Origin of the sequence: Streptomyces sp. NPDC002054 (genome assembly GCF_040296685.1) — a bacterium.
In the GTDB taxonomy this organism is placed as follows: Bacteria; Actinomycetota; Actinomycetes; order Streptomycetales; family Streptomycetaceae; genus Streptomyces.
Genome location: NZ_JBEOXT010000001.1, coordinates 62,297 through 83,747, shown reverse-complemented (window position 1 = coordinate 83,747; position 21,451 = coordinate 62,297). Strand labels below are relative to the sequence as shown.

Genomic DNA, 21,451 nt, shown 5'->3' with positions numbered 1-21,451 from the left:
CGCCTCACGCGGTCGCCGTCAGGGTCGCCGAGCGGCGCGGGATCGCGAACGCGTCCAGTTCCGCGCGGGACAGCCCGGTCAGGGCCGTGACCTCGTCGGAGCCGACCGCGCCGCAGTCCAGGCCGCGGACCAGGTAGCCGGCCAGCGCCTTCGCGGTGGCCGGCTCGTCCATGACATCGCCCTCGATCTTGGCCACATACGCCTTCAGGCGCGCGGCGGCGGCCTCCAGGCCCTCGCGGTAGAAGGTGAAGACGGCCGCGTAGCGGGTCGGCAGGTGGCCCGGGTGCATGTCCCAGCCCTGGTAGTAGGCGCGGGCCAGGGCGCGGCGGGTCAGGCCGTAGTGCAGCCTCCAGGCCTCGTGGACATGCTCGGTGGTGCCGATCGGCAGGACGTTGGTCGAGCCGTCGGAGACCCGTACGCCGGTGCCTGCGGCGGCGACCTGCATGATCGCCTTGGCGTGGTCGGCGGCCGGGTGGTCGCTGGACTGGTAGGCGGCGGAGACTCCGACGCAGGCGCTGTAGTCGAAGGTGCCGTAGTGCAGGCCGGTGGCCCGGCCCTTGGCGGCGTCGATCATCCGGGCCACCGTCGCGGTGCCGTCGGAGGCGAGGATGGACTGGCTGGTCTCGATCTGGATCTCGAAGCCGATCCGGCCCGGGCGCAGGCCGCGGGCGGTCTCGAAGGCCTCCAGCAGCTTGACGAAGGCGGAGACCTGCTCGGCGTAGGTCACCTTGGGGAGGGTCAGGACCAGGTTCTCCGGGAGGCCGCCGTGGGCGAGCAGGCCGGAGAGGAAGACGTCGGTGGTGCGCAGGCCGCGGTCGCGGACGTTGGACTCCATGCACTTCATGCGGATGCCCATGTACGGCGCGTTGGTGCCGTTGGAGTAGGCCTCCGAGACGAGGCGGGCGGCGCGGGCCGCGGCCTGGTCCTCCTCCTCGTCGGAGCGGACGCCGAAGCCGTCCTCGAAGTCGATGCGCAGGTCCTCGATGGGCTCGTTGGCGAGCTTGGCGCGGACGCGCTCGTAGACGGTCGCGGCGAGCGCGTCGTCGATGCCGAGCACCTTGCCGAAGGTTCCGGCGTCGGGGGCGTGCTCGTCCAGGGCGGCCAGGGCCTGGTCGCCCCAGCTGCGGATGGTGTCCGCGGCGAAGACGTCACCCGGGACGTAGACCGTGTGGATCGGCTGACGGGTGCCGGGGTCGCCCGGGTACCGGCGCGCGAGTTCCGCGTCCACCGGGGCGAGGGAAGCGCTGATGCCCTCGCTGACCGCTCCTGCGAGGCTCGTCGCCACCTTCTCCTGCTGACCCATCGTGCACTCTCCTCTTTTCCGCTTCACGGAAGCATTGATCCGCATAGCAGAATTTAGTCAGGGCATTCCGCTCAGTCAATGCTTGCAGGAAACGACCCGGGGCCGCGTGGTGAGTGTCACCACGCGGCCCCGGGGCTCACGATCTGCGCAGGTCAGACGATCAGCTGAGCAGGTGCTCAGCCCTTGCGCGCCTTGATCTCCTCGGTCAGCTGCGGGACGACCGCGAAGAGGTCGCCGACCACGCCGTAGTCGACCAGGTCGAAGATCGGGGCCTCGGCGTCCTTGTTGATGGCCACGATGGTCTTCGAGGTCTGCATGCCGGCCCGGTGCTGGATCGCGCCGGAGATGCCGGAGGCGATGTACAGCTGCGGGGAGACCGACTTGCCGGTCTGGCCGACCTGGTTGGAGTGCGGGTACCAGCCGGCGTCGACGGCGGCGCGGGAAGCGCCGACGGCGGCACCGAGGGAGTCCGCGAGCTCCTCGATGATGTGGAAGTTCTCGGCACCGTTGACGCCACGGCCGCCGGAGACCACGATCGCGGCCTCGGTCAGCTCGGGGCGGCCGGTCGACTCGCGCGGGGTGCGGGCGACGACCTTGGTGCCGGTGGCCAGGGCGCCGAAGGTGACGGCGAGCGCCTCGACGGCGCCGGCGGCCGGGGCGGCCTCCACCGGAGCCGAGTTCGGCTTGACGGTGATGACCGGGGTGCCCTTGGAGACACGGGACTTGGTGGTGAACGACGCGGCGAAGGCGGACTGGGTCGCGACCGGGCCCTCGTCACCCGCCTCCAGGTCGATGGCGTCGGTGATGATGCCGGAGCCGATGCGGACGGCCAGGCGGGCGGCGATCTCCTTGCCCTCGGCGGAGGACGGGATGAGCACGGCGGCCGGGGAAACGGCGTTGTACGCGGCCTGGAGCGCGTCCACCTTCGGGACGACGAGGTACTCGGCGAACTCAGGCGCGTCGGCGGTGAGGACCTTGACCGCGCCGTGCTCGGCGAGGGTCGCCGCAGTGGCCTCGGCACCGGCGCCCAGGGCGACGGCGACGGGCTCGCCGATGCGGCGGGCGAGCGTCAGCAGCTCGAGGGTGGGCTTGCGGACGGCGCCGTCCACGTGGTCGACGTAGACGAGAACTTCAGCCATTGGACTGCTCTCCTGCGATTGCGAAGTATGAGGGGGCGGTGGTGGTGATGGCCGAAGCTCTTAGATGAACTTCTGGCCGGCCAGGAACTCGGCCAGCTGCTTGCCGCCCTCGCCCTCGTCCTTGACGATCGTGCCGGCGGTGCGGGCCGGACGCTGCGCCGCGGAGTCCACCGCGGTCCAGGCGCCCTCGAGGCCGACCTCGTCCGCCTCGATCTCCAGCTCCTCGAGGTCCCAGGACTCGACCGGCTTCTTCTTCGCGGCCATGATGCCCTTGAAGGACGGGTAGCGGGCCTCGCCCGACTGGTCCGTCACGGAGACCAGCGCCGGCAGGGACGCCTCGAGCTGCTCGCTCGCGGAGTCGCCGTCACGGCGGCCGGTGACGGTGCCGTCCTCGACCTTGACCTCGGAGAGCAGCGTGACCTGCGGGACGCCCAGGCGCTCGGCCAGGATCGCCGGGAGGACACCCATGGTGCCGTCGGTCGAGGCCATGCCGGTGATGACCAGGTCGTAGCCGGCCTTCTCGATGGCCTTGGCCAGCACCAGCGAGGTGCCCATGACGTCGGTGCCGTGCAGGTCGTCGTCCTCGACGTGGATGGCCTTGTCGGCGCCCATGGACAGCGCCTTGCGCAGGGCGTCCTTGGCGTCCTCGGGACCGACCGTCAGCACGGTGATCTCCGCGTCGTCGGCCTCTTCCGCGATCTGCAGCGCCTGCTCGACGGCGTACTCGTCGAGCTCCGACAGCAGGCCGTCGACGTCGTCGCGTTCCACGGTCAGGTCATCGGCGAAGTGCCGGTCGCCGGTGGCGTCGGGCACGTACTTCACACAGACAACGATCCTCAAGCTCACGCCGGCTCTCCTACTGCATCGTCTTTTCTGGCTGCTGCCTTGTGGGGGCAGCATAGGCGCCTTGTCGGCCGTCTCCCGGTCGGGGCGGTCCACGCTCCGACCGAAATGTTACTCGTCAGTACATCGTGCGTTTCGCCAGGTTGCAAGCTCGATCGACTGTGACCTGGGCAACGGGACGATTCAGTCGCGCAGAGCGTTGAAGCGACCCTGGTGGTAGAGCAGCGGACGTCCCTGACCTCGGCCTTCCCCCAGCGGATCGCCCGCAACCGCCTCTGCGATGACCACCCGGTGCTCCGCCGCCGGAACCCGGGCCACCACCCGGCACACCAGCCAGGCCAACACCCCGTCCAGCAGCGGCACTCCGTGCGGTCCGGCCCGCCATGCGGTCTCCGGACCGAACCGGTCCGCTCCGCTACGGGCGAACAGCTGCGCCAGGTCGCGCTGGTGCTCACCCAGTATGTGGACGCCGAGGTGCTCGGACCCGGACAGGGCGGGCCAGCTGGAGGAGCCGGTGCCGACGGAGAAGGACAACAGCGGAGGGTCGGCCGAGACCGAGTTGAGGGAGGTCGCGGTGAAGCCGACGGGCCGGCCGGCCGCATCGACGGCCGTGATCACCGCAACGCCGGCGGCATGCTGCCGGAAGACCGAGCGGAGCAGCTCGGGCGAGCCCTGCTGGGTGGTGGCGAGCACGGACGGCGCCGTCATCTGAAATTCCTTCTGTTCGTACCGCGTCCCGCCAGCCTGGCGATCACCGACACGCGTCGTCAAGCGGCTCTTGGCAGATGTCAGGCGTGTCACTAGGGGCGCGGGCGCGTGCACCGGCGGTCGCGCATCGGAATTCACACGGCGGCGCCGAGCGCGGCGATCACATCGGCCTTGCGGGGCATGCCCACGGCCCGGCGGACGATCCGGCCGGCCGCGTCGAGCACCAGCACGGTGGGGGTCTGCTCGATCCCGAGGTCGCGGGTGAGGGCGAGCCGCTCCTCGGCGTCGATCTCGATGTGGGCGACGCCGTCGACCATGGCCGCGACCTCGGCGAGGATCCGCCGGGTGGCCACACAGGGCCGGCAGAAGGCGCTGGAGAACTGGACCAGGGTGGCCCGCTCCCCCGGGTCCGCGCCGAGCTCGCCGGCCCCCAGCCGCCGTTCGTCCCGCTGCGTCCGCACGTCCGCCACCCTTCTTTGCCGCCGGTCTGCTCGTACGGTGATCCGAGCGCTCCCGACACGCGCCGCATTCCCGGCGTGACAAGAATCTCCCCTGGTACCGACGCCTGGACTGGCCAGGCGGACGTGTATGGGGCACGATCCCCATGCACGTAACCTACGTCTGCGTAACTTGTTGGGAGCACCTCCCACCTCCCCAGGCAGAAAGCGGGATGTCCCCACGATGGCTGAACTCGTCTACCCGCCGATTGTCGGCGCCGCGCACACCCTCTTCAGGGCGCTGGACGTCCGGATCGACATGAAGGGCACGGAGAACATCCCGCGCAAGGGCGGGGCGGTCCTGGTCTCCAACCACATCGGCTACCTCGACTTCATCTTCGCGGGGCTGACGGCGCGGCCGTCGAAGCGGCTGGTCCGCTTCATGGCGAAGGAATCGGTGTTCCGGCACAAGGTGTCCGGTCCGCTGATGCGCGCGATGAAGCACATCCCGGTGGACCGCTCGCAGGGCGAGGCCGCTTACCAGCAGGCGCTCACCGCCCTGCGCAGCGGGGAGATCATCGGGGTGTTCCCGGAGGCGACGATCTCGCAGTCCTTCACCCTGAAGAGCTTCAAGTCGGGTGCGGCGCGGATGGCGCAGGAGGCGGGCGTTCCGCTGATTCCGGTGGCGCTCTGGGGCACCCAGCGGCTGTGGACCAAGGGCCGGCCCAAGGACCTCAAGCGCAGCCACATCCCGGTGACGCTGCGGGTCGGCGAGCCCATCGAGGCGCCGGCCGACCAGTACGCCGGGGCCATCACCCGGCGGCTGCGCGAGCGGGTGCAGGAGCTGCTGGACGCGGCCCAGCGCGCCTACCCGGCCCGCCCCAAGGGCCCCGAGGACTCCTGGTGGCTGCCGGCCCACCTGGGCGGCACCGCGCCCACCCCCCAGCAGGTCAAGGAGGCGGGCGCGTCCTGACTCCGCCCCTAGTGCGGGTTCTTGGCGTGGGTGAGGGTCTCCCAGGCCACGAAGTAGTTGTCGGCGCCGGCCGGGCGGCGGCTCTCGGTGAGCTGCCGGGTCTTCTCCATGGGGATGCCGAGCCGGTTGCCGAGGGCGTTGTAGCCGACCTCGGTGGTCGGGCCGAGGCTCCGGGTGACCGTGCCGCCGCACAGCCAGGACGGCACGGCCTCGCCGAGCGCGTAGCGGGCGTGGAAGCCGAGGGCGTGCCGGAACCGGTCCTTGAGCTCGGGGTAGAGGTCGCGGCCCTGGATGCGTGAGGTCTCGGCAACGTGCAGGGCGGCAGCGATGCCCCATCCGGTGTGGCCGAAGTCCCGGCAGGTCTCCTGGGCGAGACCGTCGACGAAGGTGTCCTGGCCGTGCCAGTACGTGATCAGCTCGCTCCTGGTGTCGATCGAGGAGCGCGGCGGGTACTTCGGCTGGGCACCGTCGGTCTTCAGGTGCAGGTAGGCGGGGAGCCGGCCGAGGTAGATGCCCATGGCCTTGTCGTAGCTCACCTTGTCGTCGAGGTGGACGGAGATGCCGACGGCCGCGTCCATCATGATCAGTTCCCAGTTGCCGTTCTTGCCCGGCGCCCCGTTGATCACCTCGGGGAGGTAGACGTTCCGCAGCATCGTGGCGAAGCGGGCCTGGTTTGGCCAGCCGCCGGTGTAGGTGTGCCTGATGAGCTCGGCGGCGCGCGGCCAGGTGGAGCCGGACCAGCCGCTCTGCAGCGGGGCGTTGCTGTTGGTGTGGTCCTTGATGACCGCCGACCAGGCGTCCATCAGCTGGATGGACTTCTTGGCGTACTTGGCGTCGCGGGTGATGTACCAGGCGAGGGCCTGGGTGTAGGCGGCGACGGCGTCCTGGCGCTCGTCGGTACAGCCGTGGTTGGGATTGGAACTGGAGCCGCACTCGACGACCGCCCGCGGTTTGGGCGTACGGGAGAGCGAGGCGTACTCACTGCCGAGCATCTGGTCGAACGCGCCCTTCCAGGGCTGCTCCCCGGCCTGCACCTTGCCGCGTACGAAGTCCAGTTGGGCCCGGCTGCTGAGAACGCCGGGGTGGGTGAACTGCGCGGGGGCGGCGGGGGCTGCGGCGGTGGGGGCCGCGAGGGTGGGTGCGGGGACCAGGGTCGCCGCTAATCCGAGGGCCAGGGCGGCGAGCCCGGCCGGGAGTCCGAAACGCATGGGGGGCCTTCCGGTAGGAGGGGTTCCGGCGGCCCGAAGATACTCATGCTCATGCCAAGCTGACAACGTTATCCGACAAGAAAGTTTCCTATCAGCGGCACTCCCGGGGGGCCTGCGGATCCGTAACGTCGTTCGTCATGAAGACGTTATCCATACGCGGCGGGGACGCCGACGCCGGATTCGGACGCTATCTGGCAGCCGCCCTGGCCGCGCGGTTCGCCTCGGAGGGGGTCGGCATCGCCTTGGTGCTGCTTGCCCTGGAGCGCACGGGCGACGCGGCGCACGGCGCCTTCGTGCTGACCGCCTGGCTGGCACCGCACGTCCTGGCCGCCCCGCTGGCGGGCGCGGCGGCGGCCCGGGTGCGGCGGCCACGGCTGTTCTACGTCGGCGCGCTGGCCGGGTTCACCACCGCGGTGGCGACGCTGGCCGTCCTGCTGGGCCGGGCCCCCACCCCGGTGGTGCTGGCCGTGGCGGTGGCCGGCGGGTGCTGCGGCCCGATGGTGACCGGTGGCCTGTCCAGCCTGGTGGCCGGGCTGGTCCCGGCCGGACCCGGGCGGGACCGCGCCTACGCCTGGGACGCCTCCACCTACAACGCAGCCGCGGTGACCGCCCCGGCGGTGGTGAGCCTGGTCGCGGCCACCGGTTCGGCGGGGCCGGCGATGGGCCTGCTGGCGGGCGCGGGCGCGCTGGCCGCCGTATGCGCCACCACCCTGCGGTACGCGATGCCCGAACGGGCTCCACGCGGTCCCGGGCTCGGGGCCGGGCTGGTGGCCCTGTGGCGGGTCCCGGAGCTGCGGGCGATCACCGGTGCGACCACCCTCGCCTTCGTCGGGATCGGGGCACTGACCACCACATCGGTGCTGTTCGCGACGGCGCTGGGCAGCCCCGGCGCCGGCGGGGTCCTGATGACGGCCTTCGCCCTCGGCGCCCTCACCGGCTCGCTCGGCGTCGCGCGGCTGAGCGCGGCCCGGGCTCCCTTCTCCCCCGGGCTGCTGGCCCGCTGGGCCCTGGCGGGAACCGGGGTCGCGCTGGCCGGGGCGGCGTTCGCGCCCTCGCTGCCGGTGGCCGCTGCGGCATTCGCCGTGGCCGGGGTGTGCGACGGGCCGCTGCTGACGGCCACGCTGCGGATCCGGGCCGCGTACGCCCCCGAGGCGGTGCGGACCCAGGTGTTCACCCTCGGCGCGGGACTGAAGGTGACCGCGGCCTCGGCCGGCGCGGCCCTGGCGGGGCTCGCCGCCGGAGCGCCGCCCCAGGTGCTGCTGCTCGTTGTCGCCGCGCTCCAGCTGGCCGCCGCGGTCCTGCACGTGTCGGTGCGGCCCGGGGCGATCCGCGCCTCGGGTGCCGCTACAGCCCCGTCGGAAGGTTCCGCCACAGCTGCGGCCGGTCGGCGGATTCCCGGAGCGCCCTGAGCACGGCCGGGTGCGGGGCCGCGTACAGCTCCGGGTAGTCGATCTCGCCGAGCTCCGGGCGTACCGGGAAGGCGAGTTGTTCCCGGTCGAGGGCGAACCGGGCGTCCACGCCGGGCTTGGCCCGCAGCAGGGCGGCGAGCGCATGGGCCTTGGCGTGGCAGATGCCGTTGCGGGTGGCCAGGACCTCGGAGCCGCGCCAGCTGACCCTCAGGTCCCCGGAATCGGCGGAGTGCGGGACGGTGTCGCGGACGAACTCGAAGGCCACACGTCCGCTGCCAGGTAGGCGGACACATGGGAATGCTCCTGGATCAGTTCCACGATCCAGGAGCATACCTATGCACAACTTTTTCGATGGCTCAGCGAGCCATTTCTTCCTTCAGCGCCTGGAGGAAGCCGTCCACGTCCTCGATCTGGGTGTCGAAGCCGCACATCCAGCGGACGTGCCCCGCCGCCTCGTCCCAGAAGTAGAAGCGGTAGCGCTGCTGCAGCCGCCGGGACACCTCGTGCGGCAGCTTGGCGAACACCGCGTTCGCCTGGACCGGGTAGAGGATCTCCACCCCGTCCACCGCGCGCACCCCGGCCGCCAGCCGCTGCGCCATCTCGTTGGCGTGCCGGGCGTTGCGCAGCCACAGGTCCTTGGCGAGCAGCGCCTCCAGCTGCACCGAGACGAAGCGCATCTTGGACGCCAGCTGCATCGACATCTTGCGGATGTGCTTCATCTGCCGGACCGCGTCCGGGTTGAGCACGACCACGGCCTCGCCGAACATCATGCCGTTCTTGGTGCCGCCGTACGACAGCACGTCGACGCCCACGGCGTTGGTGAACGCGCGCATCGGCACGTCCAGGGAGGCCGCGGCGTTGGCTATCCGGGCACCGTCGAGGTGCACCTTCATGCCCAGCGCGTGCGCGTGCTCGCAGATCGCCCGGATCTCCTCCGGGGTGTAGACCGTGCCCAGTTCGGTGTTCTGGGTGATCGACACGACCTGCGGCATGGCCCGGTGCTCGTCCTCGAAGCCCCAGGCCTCCTGGTCGATCAGCTCGGGGGTGAGCTTGCCGTCCGGGGTGGGGACGGCCAGCAGCTTGATGCCGGCCATCCGCTCGGGCGCGCCGCCCTCGTCCACGTTGATGTGGGCGGTCTTGGCACAGATCACCGCACCCCAGCGGTCGGTCATCGCCTGCAGGGCGGTGACGTTCGCGCCGGTGCCGTTGAAGACCGGGAAGGCCTCCGCGTACGGGCCGAAGTGGCTGCGGATGATCTTCTGCAGGTGCTCGGTGTACTCGTCCTCGCCGTAGGCGACCTGGTGGCCGTCGTTGGCGAGGGCGATGGCCGCCAGGACCTCGGGGTGGACTCCCGCGTAGTTGTCGCTCGCGAAACCGCGCACCGCCGGGTCGTGGTGCCGGCGGGCATCGGTTTTCAGGGTTGCGGGGTGAGCCACAGACGCTGTCCGTTCACTTCCGGGGCGGGCCGCTCCCAGACGCCGGCAATGGCCTCGGCCAGTTCCTTGACGTCGGTGAAACCCGCGAACTTCGCATTCGGACGCTCGGCGCGCATGGCGTCGTGCACGAGTGCCTTGATGACCAGGATCGCAGCAGCGGCGCGCGGGCCGTCCTCGCCCCCGGCCTTGCGGAAGGAGTCCGCCATGGCCAGGGTCCACGCCTCGGCCGCCGCCTTGCCCGCGTTGTACGCCGCATTGTTCGCCACCGGCTTGTGCGCGCCGGACTGGCTGACCAGGACGTAGCGGCCACGGTCGCTGCGGAGCAGGCCGTCGTGGAAGGCGATCGAGGTGTGCTGGACGGTGCGGATCAGCAGCTTCTCCAGGAAGTCCCAGTCCCCGAGGTCGGTCTCGGTGAAGGAGTTGCTGCCCCGCCAGCCGCCGACCAGGTGGACCAGGCCGTCGATCCGCCCGAATTCCTTCTCGGTACGGGCCGCCCATTCCTTGGTCGCCTCGAGGTCGAGGAGGTCCACGGTGTCCCCGGTGACGGTGGCGCCACCGTGGGCGTAGCGGGCCGCGTCCACGGCCTCGGCCAGGCGGGCCGGGTCCGCGTCGGACGCGACGACCACGGCGCCCGCCTCGGCGAGCCGGATCAGGGCGGCGCGGCCCGCGGGCCCGCCGGCCCCGGCCACCGCCACCACTGCGCCGCTGAGCTTCCCGTTCCCGTTGCCGGAGCCGTTCATGCTGTCAGCCTCCTGAGGGCGAGGGCTCACGCGGCGGCCTCGGCCTTCTCGTCGGTGCGCGCAGTGATGCCCTTCGTGGAGGCGATCACTCCCTTGAGCTTCTTGGCGAGCGCCTCAAAGAACATGCTGAGCGGAAACTCGTCCGGAAGCACGTCGTCCACAAGCTTCCGGGGCGGCTGCGTCAGGTCGAGGGCGTCGGGACCCTTGGCCCACTTGGAGCCCGGGTGCGGGGCGAGGTAGGTGGAGACCAGCTCGTACGCCTTGAACCAGTGCACCAGCTTCGGGCGGTCGATGCCGGCCCGGTAGAGGTCCTCGATCTCGCCGCACAGCTGGTTGGTGATCTGCGGGGCGCGCTCCCAGTCGATCCGCAGCTTGTTGTCCGTCCAGCGGACCACGTCGTGCTTGTGCAGGTAGGCGAAGAGCAGCTGGCCGCCGAGGCCGTCGTAGTTGCGGACCCGGTCGCCGGAGAGCGGGAAGCGGAACATCCGGTCGAAGAGCACCGCGTACTGCACGTCGCGGCCGTGCTCATTCCCCTCGGCCTGCAGCTTCACGGCCTCCTTGAAGGCGGTGAGGTCGCAGCGCAGCTCCTCCAGGCCGTACATCCAGAACGGCTGGCGCTGCTTGATCATGAAGGGGTCGAAGGGCAGGTCGCCGTGGCTGTGGGTGCGGTCGTGGACCATGTCCCACAGGACGAAGGCCTTCTCGCAGCGCTCCTGGTCGGTGATCATCGCGGCGATGTCGGCCGGCAGCTCGATGCCCAGGGTGTCCACGGCGGCCTCGGTGACCTTGCGGAAGCGGGCGGCCTCGCGGTCGCAGAAGATGCCGCCCCAGGTGAAGCGCTCGGGGGCCTCGCGGACGGCGATGGTCTCCGGGAACAGCACGGCGGAGTTGGTGTCGTAGCCCGCGGTGAAGTCCTCGAAGGTGATGCCGAGGAAGAGCGGGTTGTCGTACCGGGTGCGCTCCAGCTCGGCGAGCCACTCGGGCCACACCATCTTGAGGACGACGGCCTCCATGTTGCGGTCCGGGTTGCCGTTCTGCGTGTACATGGGGAACACGACGAGGTGCTGCAGGCCGTCGGCACGCTCGGCGGCCGGGTGGAAGGCCAGCAGGGAGTCCAGGAAGTCCGGCACCCGGAACCCGCCCTCGGCCCACTTGCGCAGGTCGGCGACGAGGGCCTGGTGGTACGCGGTGGCGTGCGGCAGCAGCGGGGAGAGCTCCTCGACAGCGGCCATCACGCGGATCACGGCGTCCTGGGCGACGGACAGGGCGGGGGCGCCCTCCGCCTCGAAGTCGATCGAACCGTCCTTGGACTGCCAAGGCCGAATCTCTTCCACGGCGGCCTTGAGCGCGGGCCACGCGGGGTGGTCCACCACGCGCGCACCGGCGGTTATCGCGGCCCCGCCGAATCCCGGCACAAGAGTTTCCGTCATGTCACTTCCTCCACAGGAGAACCTCACGTCAAGACAGCGTATGCATGCGAGGCTCTCCTTCTCAAGGGGGGAAGCCGAAAATTATCCTGCTGACCCCCCAGATCCACCGGAAGTCTTCCCGTGTTTCACGGTGGAAGCGATGGCTCCGCCCAGCCTTTCCCATGCGGCCCGGGCTGCCGGGAGGGCGCGGGGCAGCGCGAGGAAACCGTGGAACATCCCGGGGTGGGCGTCAAGGGCCGACGGAACGCCGGCGGCGAGCAGCAGTCGGTGCCAGGCCTGCCCGTCGTCCTGGAGTGGATCACATCCGGCCACCACCACATGCGCCGGAGGGAGTCGTACGACGGCCTCGGGCCCGGCGTTCAGCGGGGAGGCCAGCGGGTCCCGGCCGTCGCCCGCCGGGCCGAGGTACTGCCGCCAGAACCAGCGCAGGTGGGCGGTGGTGAGGTAGTAGCCCACGGCGTTACGGACGTACGAAGCGGAATCCATGGCGGCGGCCAGTGCCGGGTAGATCAGCACCTGGAGCGCGACCGGCGGTCCGCCGCGCTCGGCGGCGAGCAGCAGCGCGGCCACGACGAGGTTGCCGCCGGCGCTGTCCCCGGCGACCACCAGGGCGTCCGGGTCGCCGCCGAGCTCCCCGAGGTGCGCCCCGGCCCAGCAGAGGGCGGCGTGGACGTCCTCGACGGGGGCCGGGAAGGGGTGCTCGGGGGCGCGCCGGTAGTCCACCGAGACCACGGCCGCGCCGGCCGCCCGGCTGAGGGTGCGGGCGGTGCCGTCGTGGGTGTCGAGGTCGCAGAGGACAAAGCCGCCGCCATGGGCGAAGACCACGGTCGGGCGGGGACCGGGCCACTCGTCGGGGTCGGGCAGGTAGACCCGGACCGGCACCGGCGGGGCACCGGGCGGCCCGGGCACAGTCCGGTCCTCCACAGCACCCACCTGGGGCGGGCGCCCGGGCAGCCGGGGCGCGGCGGCGAGAATCCGGCGGGCCTCGCCGGCGTCGGTGACGCTTCCCCCCACGTCCGGGAAGACGGCGCTGAGCGCCGCGACAAAGGGCCGAGCCCCCGGATCCAGCCGGCCGCCTCCGGCACCCCCTTCCGGATCGGCCCCGCCGGGACGCCCGAGCCCACTCATGCCCGGCTCCCGGGGGTGGTCGCGACCGGTTCGCGGAAGTGTGGGATGACCTTCTCGCCCCACTGCCGCAGGGTCTCCAGGCAGGCTTCCTGCGGCACCGTGCCCATCTGGATCAGGCACATGATCTCGTCGGCGCCCGCCTCCCGCAGCCGCTCCACATAGGCGATCGCCTCCTCGGCGCTGCCATAGGCGTGGTCGGCGTGGAAGGTGGCCGTGGCGGTGGGGCGGACCGGGATGTTCTGTTCGTGCAGCCGGGCCACCACCTGTTCCGCGGCCTGCCGCAGGACGGCCGCCTCGTCGGTGCCGGGGACCACCGCCTCGTCGGGGATCCCGGCACCCCCGTACCAGTGACCGATGGACTGCGCGAAGAAGCGCTGGCCGCGGATGCCGATCCGGCGGGCCTCCGCCGGATCGTCGAGGACGATGGTCGGGCAGAGCACCGAGAAGTGGTCGTTGACCACGGTGGAGACCTGTCGGCTGCCGTCCCGCCCGGCAATCGCCCGGTCGTACACGGCCCGCATCCCGGCGATCGATTCCGGTCCCGCGAATCCCATGACCAGGGCGCCGATGCCGAACTCGGCGGCCTGCACCAGCGTCTCCTCGCGGCTGCAGGCCAGGAAGAGCGGCGGGTGCGGGGTCTGGGCGGGGCGCGGCAGGATCGGGTGCGGTCCGATGTCGATCAGCTCGCCGTGGTACTCCAGCTCCTCCTCCTGCCAGGCCTTGCCGATGATCCGCAGGGCTTCCTCGACCTCCTGGGCGGTGCGGTTCCGGTCGACCCCGCACAGGGAGGTCTCCTGTTCGGTGCCGCCCCGGCCGGCTCCGAGGTCGAGCCGGCCGCCGGAGAGGAGGTCGAGCATGGCGGCCCGCTCGGCCACCCGGGCGGGATGGTTGAAGTTGAAGGGCATGCACACCACGCCATGGCCGATGCGTATGGTGTGCGTCCTGGCCGCGACCCAGGTCAAAAAGATCTCCGGAGCGCTCAAGTGTGAGTACCACTTCAGCGAGTGGTGCTCGACCGCCCAGATGCGGTCGAAGCCCATGCGTTCGGCGAGGACGGCCTGCTCCACGCAGTCGCGGATGACCTGGTGCTCGCGTTCGACGGTCGGGTCGGCCAGCTGAGCCTCAAAGATGACGGAGAATTTCAACGGTGCCTCCAGGGTTGCGTCCCACGTCCCGCCTTACTTCAATTCGTCATATGACTAGTAGTCAGAAGTCGAAGAAGCAAGACCTTCCACCGACCGCCTGGGCCGTTCTCGGCCTGCTCTCCTTCCCGGGCGCGCGGACCGGGTACGAGTTGAAGAAGTGGGCCGACTCCTCCCTCCGCTTCTTCTACTGGTCGCCGGCCATCAGCCAGATCTACGCCGAACTGCGCCGGCTGGAGGAGCTGGGCTACGCCGCTTCCGAGCGCTCCGGCCCCGAGGAGGCCCGGGCCAAGCGCCGCTACGCCGTCACCGACGCGGGCCGCGAGGCGCTGGCCGGCTGGGCGGCGGACACCGCCGAGGCCGGCCCGCCGGTGCTCAAGCACGGGCTGCTGCTGCGGGTCTGGCTGGGGCACCTGGCCGAGCCGGAGCGGCTGCGGGCCATGGTGGCGGAGCACCGGGAGCGCACGCTGGCCGAGCTGGCAGCCGTACGCGAGGCCCTGGAGCAGGCGGCCGATGTACAGGAATGGGCGTTCCCGGTGCTCGCGCTGCGCTGGAGCGAGCGGCAGCATCTGGCCGAGCTGGAACTGGCGGAGGCACTGCTCTCCGACATCACAGGGCTGGAGGCTTCCGCGGGTCCGGGTCAAGGCGGTGGGGACGCGCCCACGGCCGGGTGACACGGTCGGGCCGCCGGGGCGGCTCCGGGGCCGTGCCGAGGGCGGGAAGCCCTTGGCGGGAACCGGCCGGACGGCCCTGTCGGGCCGCTGCACGCACGGTCTCATCGCTTGCCGGGCGCACTAGCATGCCTCCTCCATGGGGCGGACCGGTCGGGACACCGGCCCGCTCCCGGGAGCCGCCGTCGACGGAAGCGAGAGAACCTTGACTTTCCTCACCATCGGTCACCGCGGGGTCATGGGTGTCGAACCGGAGAACACCCTGCGGTCCTTCGTTCGCGCGGAACGTTCCGGCATGGACGTCATCGCCCTGGATGTGCAGCTCAGCAAGGACGGCGCGCTGGTCGTCCTGCACGATCCCGAGGTGGACCGCACCACGGACGGTTCGGGCGCCGTCGCCGATCTGACCCTCGCCGAGCTCCGGGAGCTCGACGCCGGGCTCGGTGAGCGGGTCCCGCTGCTCGAGGAGGTCCTCGACGCGGTGCGGGCCCCGCTTCAGGTGGGGATCGCGGACCGGACCGCGGCCCGGGCCCTCGCCACGCTGATGCTGCGCCGGGACCTGACCACCCGGGTGGAGGTCTCCTCCGTCCAGGACGCCTCGATCGCCGAGATCGCCCGCCTGGTGCCGGGCGTACGGACCACCCTGACCGCGAGCCGGTACGGCGAGGACATCGTGGACCGGGCGCTGGCCGCCGGTGCGGAAACCGTCGCTCTCAACATCCGGCGGCTGACCCTGGAGACGGTGGAGTCCGCGCACACGGCGGGCCTGCGGGTGACCGGGTGGACCGTGAACACCCAGGAGCAGCTGCGGCTGGTGCGGGCCCTCGAACTGGACGGTGCGGCCACCGACTTCCCGGAGATCCGGCTGACCGGCCGCTTCACCGCCTGAGCCGCTCCGCCTGCCTCTCCGCCTGCGTCTGCGTCTGCGTCTAGAGCGACTTGACCAGCAGCTCGAAGGCGAGGTCCTCGCGGCGCGGGAGGCCGAACCGCTCGTCCCCGTACGGGAAGGGGCTCAGCTCGCCGGTGCGGCGGTACCCGCGCCGCACGTAGTAGGCGATGAGCTCCTCCCGGACGTTGATGACGGTCATCCGCATCTCCTTGGCGCCCCAGTCCTCCCCGGCGCGCCGCTCGGCCTCGGCCAGGATCTCCTTGCCGAGGCCGGCGCCCTGGAGTCCGGGGCGGACCGCGAACATGCCGAAGTAGACGTGGTCGCCGCGGTGTTCGAGCTGGCAGCAGGCCACCAGCGTGCCGTCCCGCTCGACCACGAGGAGCTGGGAGTCCGGCTTCTCGATGACCTCGCGCACCCCCGCCTCGTCGGTGCGCCGGCCGTCCAGGTAGTCCGCCTCGGTGGTCCAGCCGCCCCGGCTGGCCTCGCCCCGGTACGCCGATTCCACCAGCCCGACCAGGGCCGATACGTCCGCGTCGACGGCGCTGCGGAAGGTGAGGGCGGCGGGAGTGGTCATCGGTGGCTCCGTTCGTGCGGTCCGGCTCGCCGAAGCCTAACCCGGCCCGGCGTGCGGCCGACGCCGTGCGGGCATCTCTTCCGGTGTCACCGTCGAACCGGGAGGTTCTGCCGTGCACCATTCCGTCGGCTCCGTCGCCCCCGTGCTGTCCTGGCTGCTGGCACTGCTGTGCGCGGTCAGCGGCGGGTACTGCCTGCTGCGCGGGCGCAGCGCCGAGGGCCGGGCGGATGCCGTGATGGGCTTCGGGATGGCGGCGATGGCCCTGCCGCTGGGCGGCGCGGGGCGGGCGGTCCACCTGGCCCTGGGGGCGGTGTTCTGCGCGGCCTCGGTACAGGCGGTGTGGCAGCTGCGCCACGGCCGGCACCATGCGCACCATCTGGTGGGTTCGCTGGCGATGGTGCACATGACGCTGTGGCCGGAGGTGCCGCCGCTGACCGGGGGGCTGCTGGTCTACTACTCCGGCTATGTGCTGTGGGGCGGCTCCCGGCTGGCGGGCGGGCCTGCCGGGCTGACCGGGGCCTGCCGGCTCGCCATGGGGATCGGGATGTTCGCGATGCTGCTCACGCTGTGAGGACGGGGCCCGGCGGGGCGGCCCGGGGCGCGGCCCGGAGGCCCGGTGGGGCAAACGTGTCCTGCGTCACCAATGCGTCCGTGCCGTACCGGGAGGTAGTCGTGCGCTCGTAGGCTGGCGGCCATGATGGTCCCCGCCGTTCTCCTGTTGCTCGGCTTGCTGACCGCTGTGCTGGCTCCGCGCCTGCTGGCCCGGGCCGATTGGCCCGAGCGGGAACCCGTGGTGGCGTTGTGGGTGTGGCAGTGCGTGGTGGCCGCGGTGCTGCTGTGCCTGGGGCTGTCGATGGTGCTGAGTGCTGCCGCCGCCTGGCAGGCGGTGCGGGGGCGGCTGTTCGCCTCCGCCCCGCACGGGGTGGTCGAGGCCTATGCGCTGGATCCGGGCGGGCCGTGGGCGGCCGTCACCGCACTGGTGCTGGCCGGCGGGGCGGCATGGACGGCGGCGATGCTGACCGGTGAGGTGCTGCGGGCCCGGGCCCGGCGCCGGGCCCGCCACTCCGAACTGCTGCTGCGGGCCCCGCTGTTGCCCGGGGAGGACCCGGACGGGGTACGGCTGGTGCTGCTGGAGGGCGACCGGCCGGATGCCTGGTGGCTGCCGGGTGCGGCGCCGCAGCTGGTGGTGACCACGGCTGCGCTGCGTCGGCTGAAGGGCCGTCAGCTGGATGCCGTACTGGCGCACGAGCAGGGGCATGCCGCCGCCCGGCACGACTGGCTGCTGCACTGCTCACGGGCCCTGTCCGGGGCGTTCCCCCAGGTGCCGGTGTTCGCGGCGTTCCGGGACGGGATGCACCACCTGGTGGAGCTGGCGGCCGACGACGTGGCCTCGCGCCGGTTCGGGCGGCTGACCGTGGCGCTGGCCCTGGTCGGGCTGAACGAGGACCGGGGGGTGTTCGGGCCCTCCGGGACTCCCGAGGCGCATGTCCCGCAGCGGGTGCGCCGGCTGCTGTCGGCGGCCCCGCGGCTGACGGCGAGCCGCCGGCTGGGTCTGACGGCCACGGCGGCCCTGGTGCCCGCGGTGCCGCTGCTGGTGGCTTTCGTGCCGGGGCTGTCGGCGCTGACGTAGGGGTGCGGTCGCCGGCCGGTGCGAGGATCCGCCCCATGGGATTCCCTGGGACGCGGGGCGGAGGTCTGCGGTGGGCCGGGGCCGGCACCGTGGCCGCGGCCGGGTGGTGTGCGGCGGTGGCGGCGGCCGTGCTGACGCTGCTGGTGGCGCTGGAGTGGCGGCCGTTGGTCCGGTACGACGGGCGGATCGCGGTGGCCTGGCATGCGCAGGCGGTCGCGCATCCGGGGCTGGTCTCGGCCAGCCGGGTGCTGACCGACTGGGTCTGGGACCCGTGGACCATGCGGGCGGTGCTGCTGACGGCCTGCTGCTGGCTGTGGTGGCGCGGGGAACGGGCCCTGGCGGTGCGGTTCCTGCTGGCCATGGTGGTGGCGGCGGTGGTGCAGCAGGGGGTGAAGCTGCTGGTGGCACGGGAGCGGCCGGTGTGGCCGGACCCGGTGGACTCGGCCGACTATGCGGCCTACCCCTCGGGGCATGCGCTGACCGCGACCATGGTGTGCGGACTGCTGCTGTGGCTGGTGCCGCGGGCCCGGGCGGACGGGGGCGGTGCCTGGGTGGTGTGGGCGGCCGGGGCGGCGGCGGTGCTGTCGGTCCTCGGGGTCGGGTTCACCCGGATCTTCCTCGGCGTGCACTGGGCGTCCGATGTGCTGGGCGGCTGGCTGCTGGGAGCGGCGATCGCAGCACTGGCGCTGTCGGGGCAGGCCGGAACGGCACGCACCGGTGCTCGGCGATCCCCCGCGTCGCCGAGCACCGATGGGCCGGTGCGCTGAGTATATTGGCTGGGAGCCAGTCAACGCAGGAGTAAGCATGGTCCCGCGCAGCGCACCGGTCAATGAAGAATTGCGGAGACGCTCACGGGAGCGGTTGCTCCAGGCCACGGTCGAGCTCGTCGCCGAACGGGGGTACGAGGCCACGACCCTGGGGGACATCGCCGACCGGGCGGGCTCCGCCCGGGGCCTGGTCTCGTACTACTTCCCCGGCAAGCGGCAGCTGCTGCAGTCGGCGGTGCACCGGCTGATGCACCAGACCCTCTATGCGGCCCTGGAGCGGGAGCCCCGGTCGGAGTGCGGGCGGGAGCGGCTGGCCCGGGCGATCGACTCGATCCTGGGGCTGGCCCTGGCGCAGCCGCTGCTGATGCGCACCCACATGGCGGGGATCCTGCAGGCCGAGGGGTTCGTGCAGTGCCCGGAGCAGCAGCGGCTGGCGGAGCTGCTGCGGGACACGGTGGCCCGGCACGGCTCGGCGGACGCGGATCGGGACTATCCGATGCTCCGCGCCCTGCTGATGGGCGCGGTGTTCGCGGTCCTGCTGCCGGGGGCGGCGATGGAGGCGGCCCGGTTGCGGGCGGAGCTGTTCCAGCGCTACGGGCTGGACTGGGGGATGGGGGTTCCGCCGGACGGGTGCTGCCCGCCTGACGGAACGTTGCCTCAGGGTGGGGCGGCGGCCTCCCCGGACCCGTTCCGCCGGTGATCGTGCTCCCGGTGGAACGGGCCGGGTCGGCCGGCCGCGCTACCAGCGGTAGTCGGGCTGCGTCTGGACGTTGAGCCGGTCCAGCCGCACCCGCTTGGCGCTGTCGGTGCGCCAGTCGTCGAGCCTCAGCACATCGAGGCCCTTGGCGATGTCGTTCGAGTAGATGTGCCCGTTGTAGTAGTACGCCGACCAGGAGCCGCCCAGGGTGAGCGCGCTCGGGTCGACGGGTCCGCGCTCGAAGAAGGCGATCTCCTTCGGCCGGGCCGAGTCGGTGAAGTCCCACACCGACAGGCCGCCCTGGTACCAGGCCTGGACCATGATGTCGCGACCGCCGCCGACCGGGATCAGCGAGCCGTTGTGGGCCACGCAGTTCTCGGTGTCGGCCTGGTGCCGCGGGATCTTGAAGTAGCTGCGGAAGACGAGCTTGCGCGCGTCCCCGCGGCCGGTGATGTCGTAGATGCCGTCCGCACCCCGGTTCGGGCCGGTGGCCTCGTTGCAGGTGGCGCCGACACCGCCGCCGAGCTCATCGGTGAACACCACCTTGTTGGCACGCTCGTTGAAGGTGGCCGAGTGCCAGAAGGCGAAGTTCGTGTTGTCCTGCACCCGGTCGATGACCCGGGGCTGTTCCGGCCTGCTGATGTCGAAGAGGATGCCGTCGCCCATGCAGGCGCCGGCCGCGAGGTTCTTCGAGGGCAGCACGGTGATGTCGTGGCAGCCGGTGGTCTTCGACACGCCCGGGTTGGTGGGCGCGCCCGGGTTGCCGCCGTCCGGGAAGAGGACGGGGAAGCCGACGACCGCGGCCTTGGTCGGGGCCTTCTTCGGGACCTTGACCACGGAGATGCCGTCGTGCGGGGGCTTGCAGTCCGGGAAGGCGTCGTTGGGCGAGTACGAGGCGACGTAGACGTAGATGTCGCGGCCGTCCGGCACCAGGGTGTGGGTGTGCGAACCGCAGGCCGTTTCGACGGACTTGATGTACTTGGGGTTCTTCTTGTCGCTGATGTCGAAGATCTTGATGCCCTCCCACGAGGACTTCTCGGTGGCGGGCTGCGAGACGCTGTTGCAGGAGTCGTCGCTGCGCGAGGAGTCGGTGGAGAGGAAGAGCAGGTCCCCGGCGACCGAGATGTCGTTCTGGCCGCCCGGGCAGAGCACCTGGGTGACCGTCTTGGGGGTCTTCGGATTGCGGATGTCGTAGATGGTGAAACCGTCGTAGCTGCCCGCGTAGGCGTACGCGCCCTGGAAGGCGATGTCGGTCTCGATGCCGTCGGGGTTGGTGCTCGGGATGTTCGCGAGGTGCTTGATGTTGCGGCTGTGGACGATCTCGTCCTGGCCGGGTACGCCGGGCGTCTCGCCGGCGGCGATCCGCGCACCCGGGGACCGCTGTGCATCGCCGGGGTCCGGAGTCGCGGACGCCGGTCCGGCCGCCAGGAGCGTGGCCAGCAGACCGGCCGCCGAGGCGGCCACCCCCAGCCTCCTGCGTCGCACACGGGTGTGGTGCGTCGAGGTCACTGTGCCCTCCCTAAGAGTCCCTTCAATCCGTTCTTCATGGGAACGGAACGTGGACCCCGGCAGTATCTTCCCCTTCATGGACATGGCAAAGGGGTTTCTCCGGGGTTTCACAGGTGCGGTCGCTGCCGCGTTGTTCGTGCTCGGGCTCACTGCATGCCAGGACGAGGACCGCAAGGACGCCTCCGGGCCTGCGGTCATCGCCCCGGGCAAGCCCGGTGAGAAGTCCCGCACCCTCTCCCCCGAACAGGCCGCCCGGGAACGCCCCGACGACAGCCCCAATGCCGCCGACTTCGGCTATGTGCAGGGCATGATCGAGCACCACCGGCAGGCGCTGACCATGAGCGCGCTGGCGCCCGAGCGGGCCTCGGCGGACCCGGTCAAGCGGCTCGCGGAACGGATCGCGGCGGCCCAGAAGCCCGAAATCGGGGCCATGGAAGGGTGGTTGCAGAAGCATCCGGCCCCCGGCGGCGGCGCTGGCGGTCACAACCATGCGGGCATGCCAGGCATGGCGACCGAGGCGCAGCTGGCGGAGCTCCGGGCGGCCAAGGGCGAGGCCTTCGACCGGCTGTTCCTGCGCCTGATGATCGCGCACCACGAGGGGGCGCTGAAGATGGCGGGCGAGGCGCTGTCCGGCGGCAACAACGTGGCCGTGGAGGAGATGGCCAACGACGTGGTGGCCCAGCAGAGCGCGGAGATCCACCGGATGCGGGGCATGGGCTGACCTGACCGGACCGAACCCGTCGCCTCCGGTCCGGTCCGGCGGGCTGACGCGCCGGGGCCGCGGTGTCATGCTGGGAGACACCTGCGAAAAGGAGCTC

22 protein-coding genes and 1 pseudogene are annotated in these 21,451 nt (G+C 71.7%); 9 read left to right on the top strand and 14 right to left on the bottom strand.

Going from position 1 to position 21,451, the window contains the following annotated elements:
• Positions 1-4 precede the first annotated feature (4 nt).
• The 5 genes from ABT123_RS00395 to ABT123_RS00375 form a co-directional block, all read right to left on the bottom strand.
• Positions 5-1,303, bottom strand: a complete 1,299-nt coding sequence (locus ABT123_RS00395; RefSeq protein ID WP_351307444.1) for a DUF6986 family protein — start codon at positions 1,301-1,303, stop codon at positions 5-7.
• A 176-nt stretch (positions 1,304-1,479) separates the two neighbouring features.
• A complete protein-coding gene (locus tag ABT123_RS00390; protein ID WP_351307441.1) occupies positions 1,480-2,442 on the bottom strand; it encodes an electron transfer flavoprotein subunit alpha/FixB family protein in 963 nt (320 codons plus the stop codon).
• Between the two features lie 60 nt (positions 2,443-2,502).
• Positions 2,503-3,288 carry an electron transfer flavoprotein subunit beta/FixA family protein gene (locus ABT123_RS00385; protein WP_351307438.1) on the bottom strand — a complete coding sequence of 262 codons (786 nt, stop codon included), beginning with the start codon at positions 3,286-3,288 and terminating at the stop codon, positions 2,503-2,505.
• A 180-nt stretch (positions 3,289-3,468) separates the two neighbouring features.
• A complete protein-coding gene (locus ABT123_RS00380) occupies positions 3,469-3,993 on the bottom strand; it encodes a flavin reductase family protein (RefSeq protein ID WP_351307435.1) in 525 nt (174 codons plus the stop codon).
• 134 nt (positions 3,994-4,127) lie between these two features.
• Positions 4,128-4,454, bottom strand: coding sequence for a TlpA family protein disulfide reductase (locus ABT123_RS00375; protein WP_351307433.1), 327 nt, complete (start codon positions 4,452-4,454; stop codon positions 4,128-4,130).
• Positions 4,455-4,674: 220 nt separating this feature from the next.
• Between ABT123_RS00375 and ABT123_RS00370 the strand changes: the two genes are divergently transcribed.
• Entirely contained in the window at positions 4,675-5,403 is a 729-nt protein-coding gene (locus ABT123_RS00370) for a lysophospholipid acyltransferase family protein (protein ID WP_351307430.1), read from the top strand.
• Positions 5,404-5,411: 8 nt separating this feature from the next.
• Here ABT123_RS00370 and ABT123_RS00365 read toward each other — a convergent pair whose 3' ends face one another.
• The gene (locus tag ABT123_RS00365) at positions 5,412-6,611 is read right to left on the bottom strand and encodes an alginate lyase family protein (RefSeq protein ID WP_351307427.1); all 1,200 of its coding nucleotides are present in this window, start codon (positions 6,609-6,611) and stop codon (positions 5,412-5,414) included.
• A 137-nt stretch (positions 6,612-6,748) separates the two neighbouring features.
• Between ABT123_RS00365 and ABT123_RS00360 the strand changes: the two genes are divergently transcribed.
• Positions 6,749-8,020, top strand: coding sequence for an MFS transporter (locus ABT123_RS00360; protein WP_351307424.1), 1,272 nt, complete (start codon positions 6,749-6,751; stop codon positions 8,018-8,020).
• On the opposite strand, the pseudogene ABT123_RS00355 reads toward ABT123_RS00360, so the two are convergent.
• The 6 genes and pseudogenes from ABT123_RS00355 to ABT123_RS00330 all read right to left on the bottom strand — a co-directional run.
• Positions 7,956-8,288, bottom strand: a pseudogene (locus ABT123_RS00355) (transglutaminase domain-containing protein); the annotation flags it as partial. The gene ABT123_RS00360 and the pseudogene ABT123_RS00355 sit on opposite strands and share 65 nt — an antisense overlap.
• An 88-nt stretch (positions 8,289-8,376) precedes the next feature.
• A complete protein-coding gene (locus tag ABT123_RS00350) occupies positions 8,377-9,438 on the bottom strand; it encodes a threonine aldolase family protein (protein WP_351308175.1) in 1,062 nt (353 codons plus the stop codon).
• Complete coding sequence (locus ABT123_RS00345) at positions 9,435-10,196, bottom strand: SDR family NAD(P)-dependent oxidoreductase (RefSeq protein WP_351307418.1); 762 nt, start codon at positions 10,194-10,196, stop codon at positions 9,435-9,437. Before ABT123_RS00345 ends, ABT123_RS00350 begins: the two co-directional genes overlap by 4 nt.
• Before the next feature lie 26 nt (positions 10,197-10,222).
• The gene (locus ABT123_RS00340; protein ID WP_351307415.1) at positions 10,223-11,626 is read right to left on the bottom strand and encodes a DUF6421 family protein; all 1,404 of its coding nucleotides are present in this window, start codon (positions 11,624-11,626) and stop codon (positions 10,223-10,225) included.
• Positions 11,627-11,707: 81 nt separating this feature from the next.
• Complete coding sequence (locus ABT123_RS00335) at positions 11,708-12,754, bottom strand: alpha/beta hydrolase (protein ID WP_351307412.1); 1,047 nt, start codon at positions 12,752-12,754, stop codon at positions 11,708-11,710.
• On the bottom strand, positions 12,751-13,899 hold the full coding sequence (locus ABT123_RS00330) for an LLM class flavin-dependent oxidoreductase (RefSeq protein ID WP_351307409.1): 1,149 nt from the start codon (positions 13,897-13,899) through the stop codon (positions 12,751-12,753). Before ABT123_RS00330 ends, ABT123_RS00335 begins: the two co-directional genes overlap by 4 nt.
• A 50-nt stretch (positions 13,900-13,949) precedes the next feature.
• On the opposite strand from ABT123_RS00330, the gene ABT123_RS00325 reads away from it, so the two are divergent.
• Together ABT123_RS00325 and ABT123_RS00320 are read left to right on the top strand one after the other, a co-directional pair.
• On the top strand, positions 13,950-14,570 hold the full coding sequence (locus tag ABT123_RS00325) for a PadR family transcriptional regulator (RefSeq protein WP_351307406.1): 621 nt from the start codon (positions 13,950-13,952) through the stop codon (positions 14,568-14,570).
• A 202-nt stretch (positions 14,571-14,772) separates the two neighbouring features.
• Complete coding sequence (locus tag ABT123_RS00320) at positions 14,773-15,456, top strand: glycerophosphodiester phosphodiesterase (protein WP_351307403.1); 684 nt, start codon at positions 14,773-14,775, stop codon at positions 15,454-15,456.
• A gap of 40 nt (positions 15,457-15,496) precedes the next feature.
• Here the strand turns inward: ABT123_RS00320 and ABT123_RS00315 are convergent, their stop codons facing one another.
• Positions 15,497-16,030, bottom strand: a complete 534-nt coding sequence (locus ABT123_RS00315) for a GNAT family N-acetyltransferase (protein WP_351307400.1) — start codon at positions 16,028-16,030, stop codon at positions 15,497-15,499.
• A 112-nt stretch (positions 16,031-16,142) separates the two neighbouring features.
• On the opposite strand from ABT123_RS00315, the gene ABT123_RS00310 reads away from it, so the two are divergent.
• The 4 genes from ABT123_RS00310 (at position 16,143) to ABT123_RS00295 (ending at position 19,127) form a co-directional block, all read left to right on the top strand.
• Positions 16,143-16,601 (top strand): DUF5134 domain-containing protein, encoded by a 459-nt coding sequence (locus tag ABT123_RS00310; protein WP_351307397.1) that lies wholly within the window; start codon positions 16,143-16,145, stop codon positions 16,599-16,601.
• Between the two features lie 123 nt (positions 16,602-16,724).
• Entirely contained in the window at positions 16,725-17,660 is a 936-nt protein-coding gene (locus ABT123_RS00305) for a M56 family metallopeptidase (protein ID WP_351307394.1), read from the top strand.
• Between the two features lie 35 nt (positions 17,661-17,695).
• Entirely contained in the window at positions 17,696-18,427 is a 732-nt protein-coding gene (locus ABT123_RS00300; RefSeq protein WP_351307391.1) for a phosphatase PAP2 family protein, read from the top strand.
• 37 nt (positions 18,428-18,464) lie between these two features.
• Positions 18,465-19,127, top strand: coding sequence for a TetR/AcrR family transcriptional regulator (locus ABT123_RS00295; RefSeq protein ID WP_351307388.1), 663 nt, complete (start codon positions 18,465-18,467; stop codon positions 19,125-19,127).
• Between the two features lie 39 nt (positions 19,128-19,166).
• On the opposite strand, the gene ABT123_RS00290 is transcribed toward ABT123_RS00295, so the two are convergent.
• Positions 19,167-20,633: an LVIVD repeat-containing protein gene (locus ABT123_RS00290; protein ID WP_351307385.1), complete on the bottom strand. Its 1,467-nt coding sequence runs from the start codon at positions 20,631-20,633 to the stop codon at positions 19,167-19,169.
• A gap of 76 nt (positions 20,634-20,709) precedes the next feature.
• Here ABT123_RS00290 and ABT123_RS00285 point away from each other — a divergent pair, with 76 nt between their 5' ends.
• Positions 20,710-21,354, top strand: a complete 645-nt coding sequence (locus ABT123_RS00285; RefSeq protein ID WP_351307382.1) for a DUF305 domain-containing protein — start codon at positions 20,710-20,712, stop codon at positions 21,352-21,354.
• Positions 21,355-21,451 lie beyond the last annotated feature (97 nt).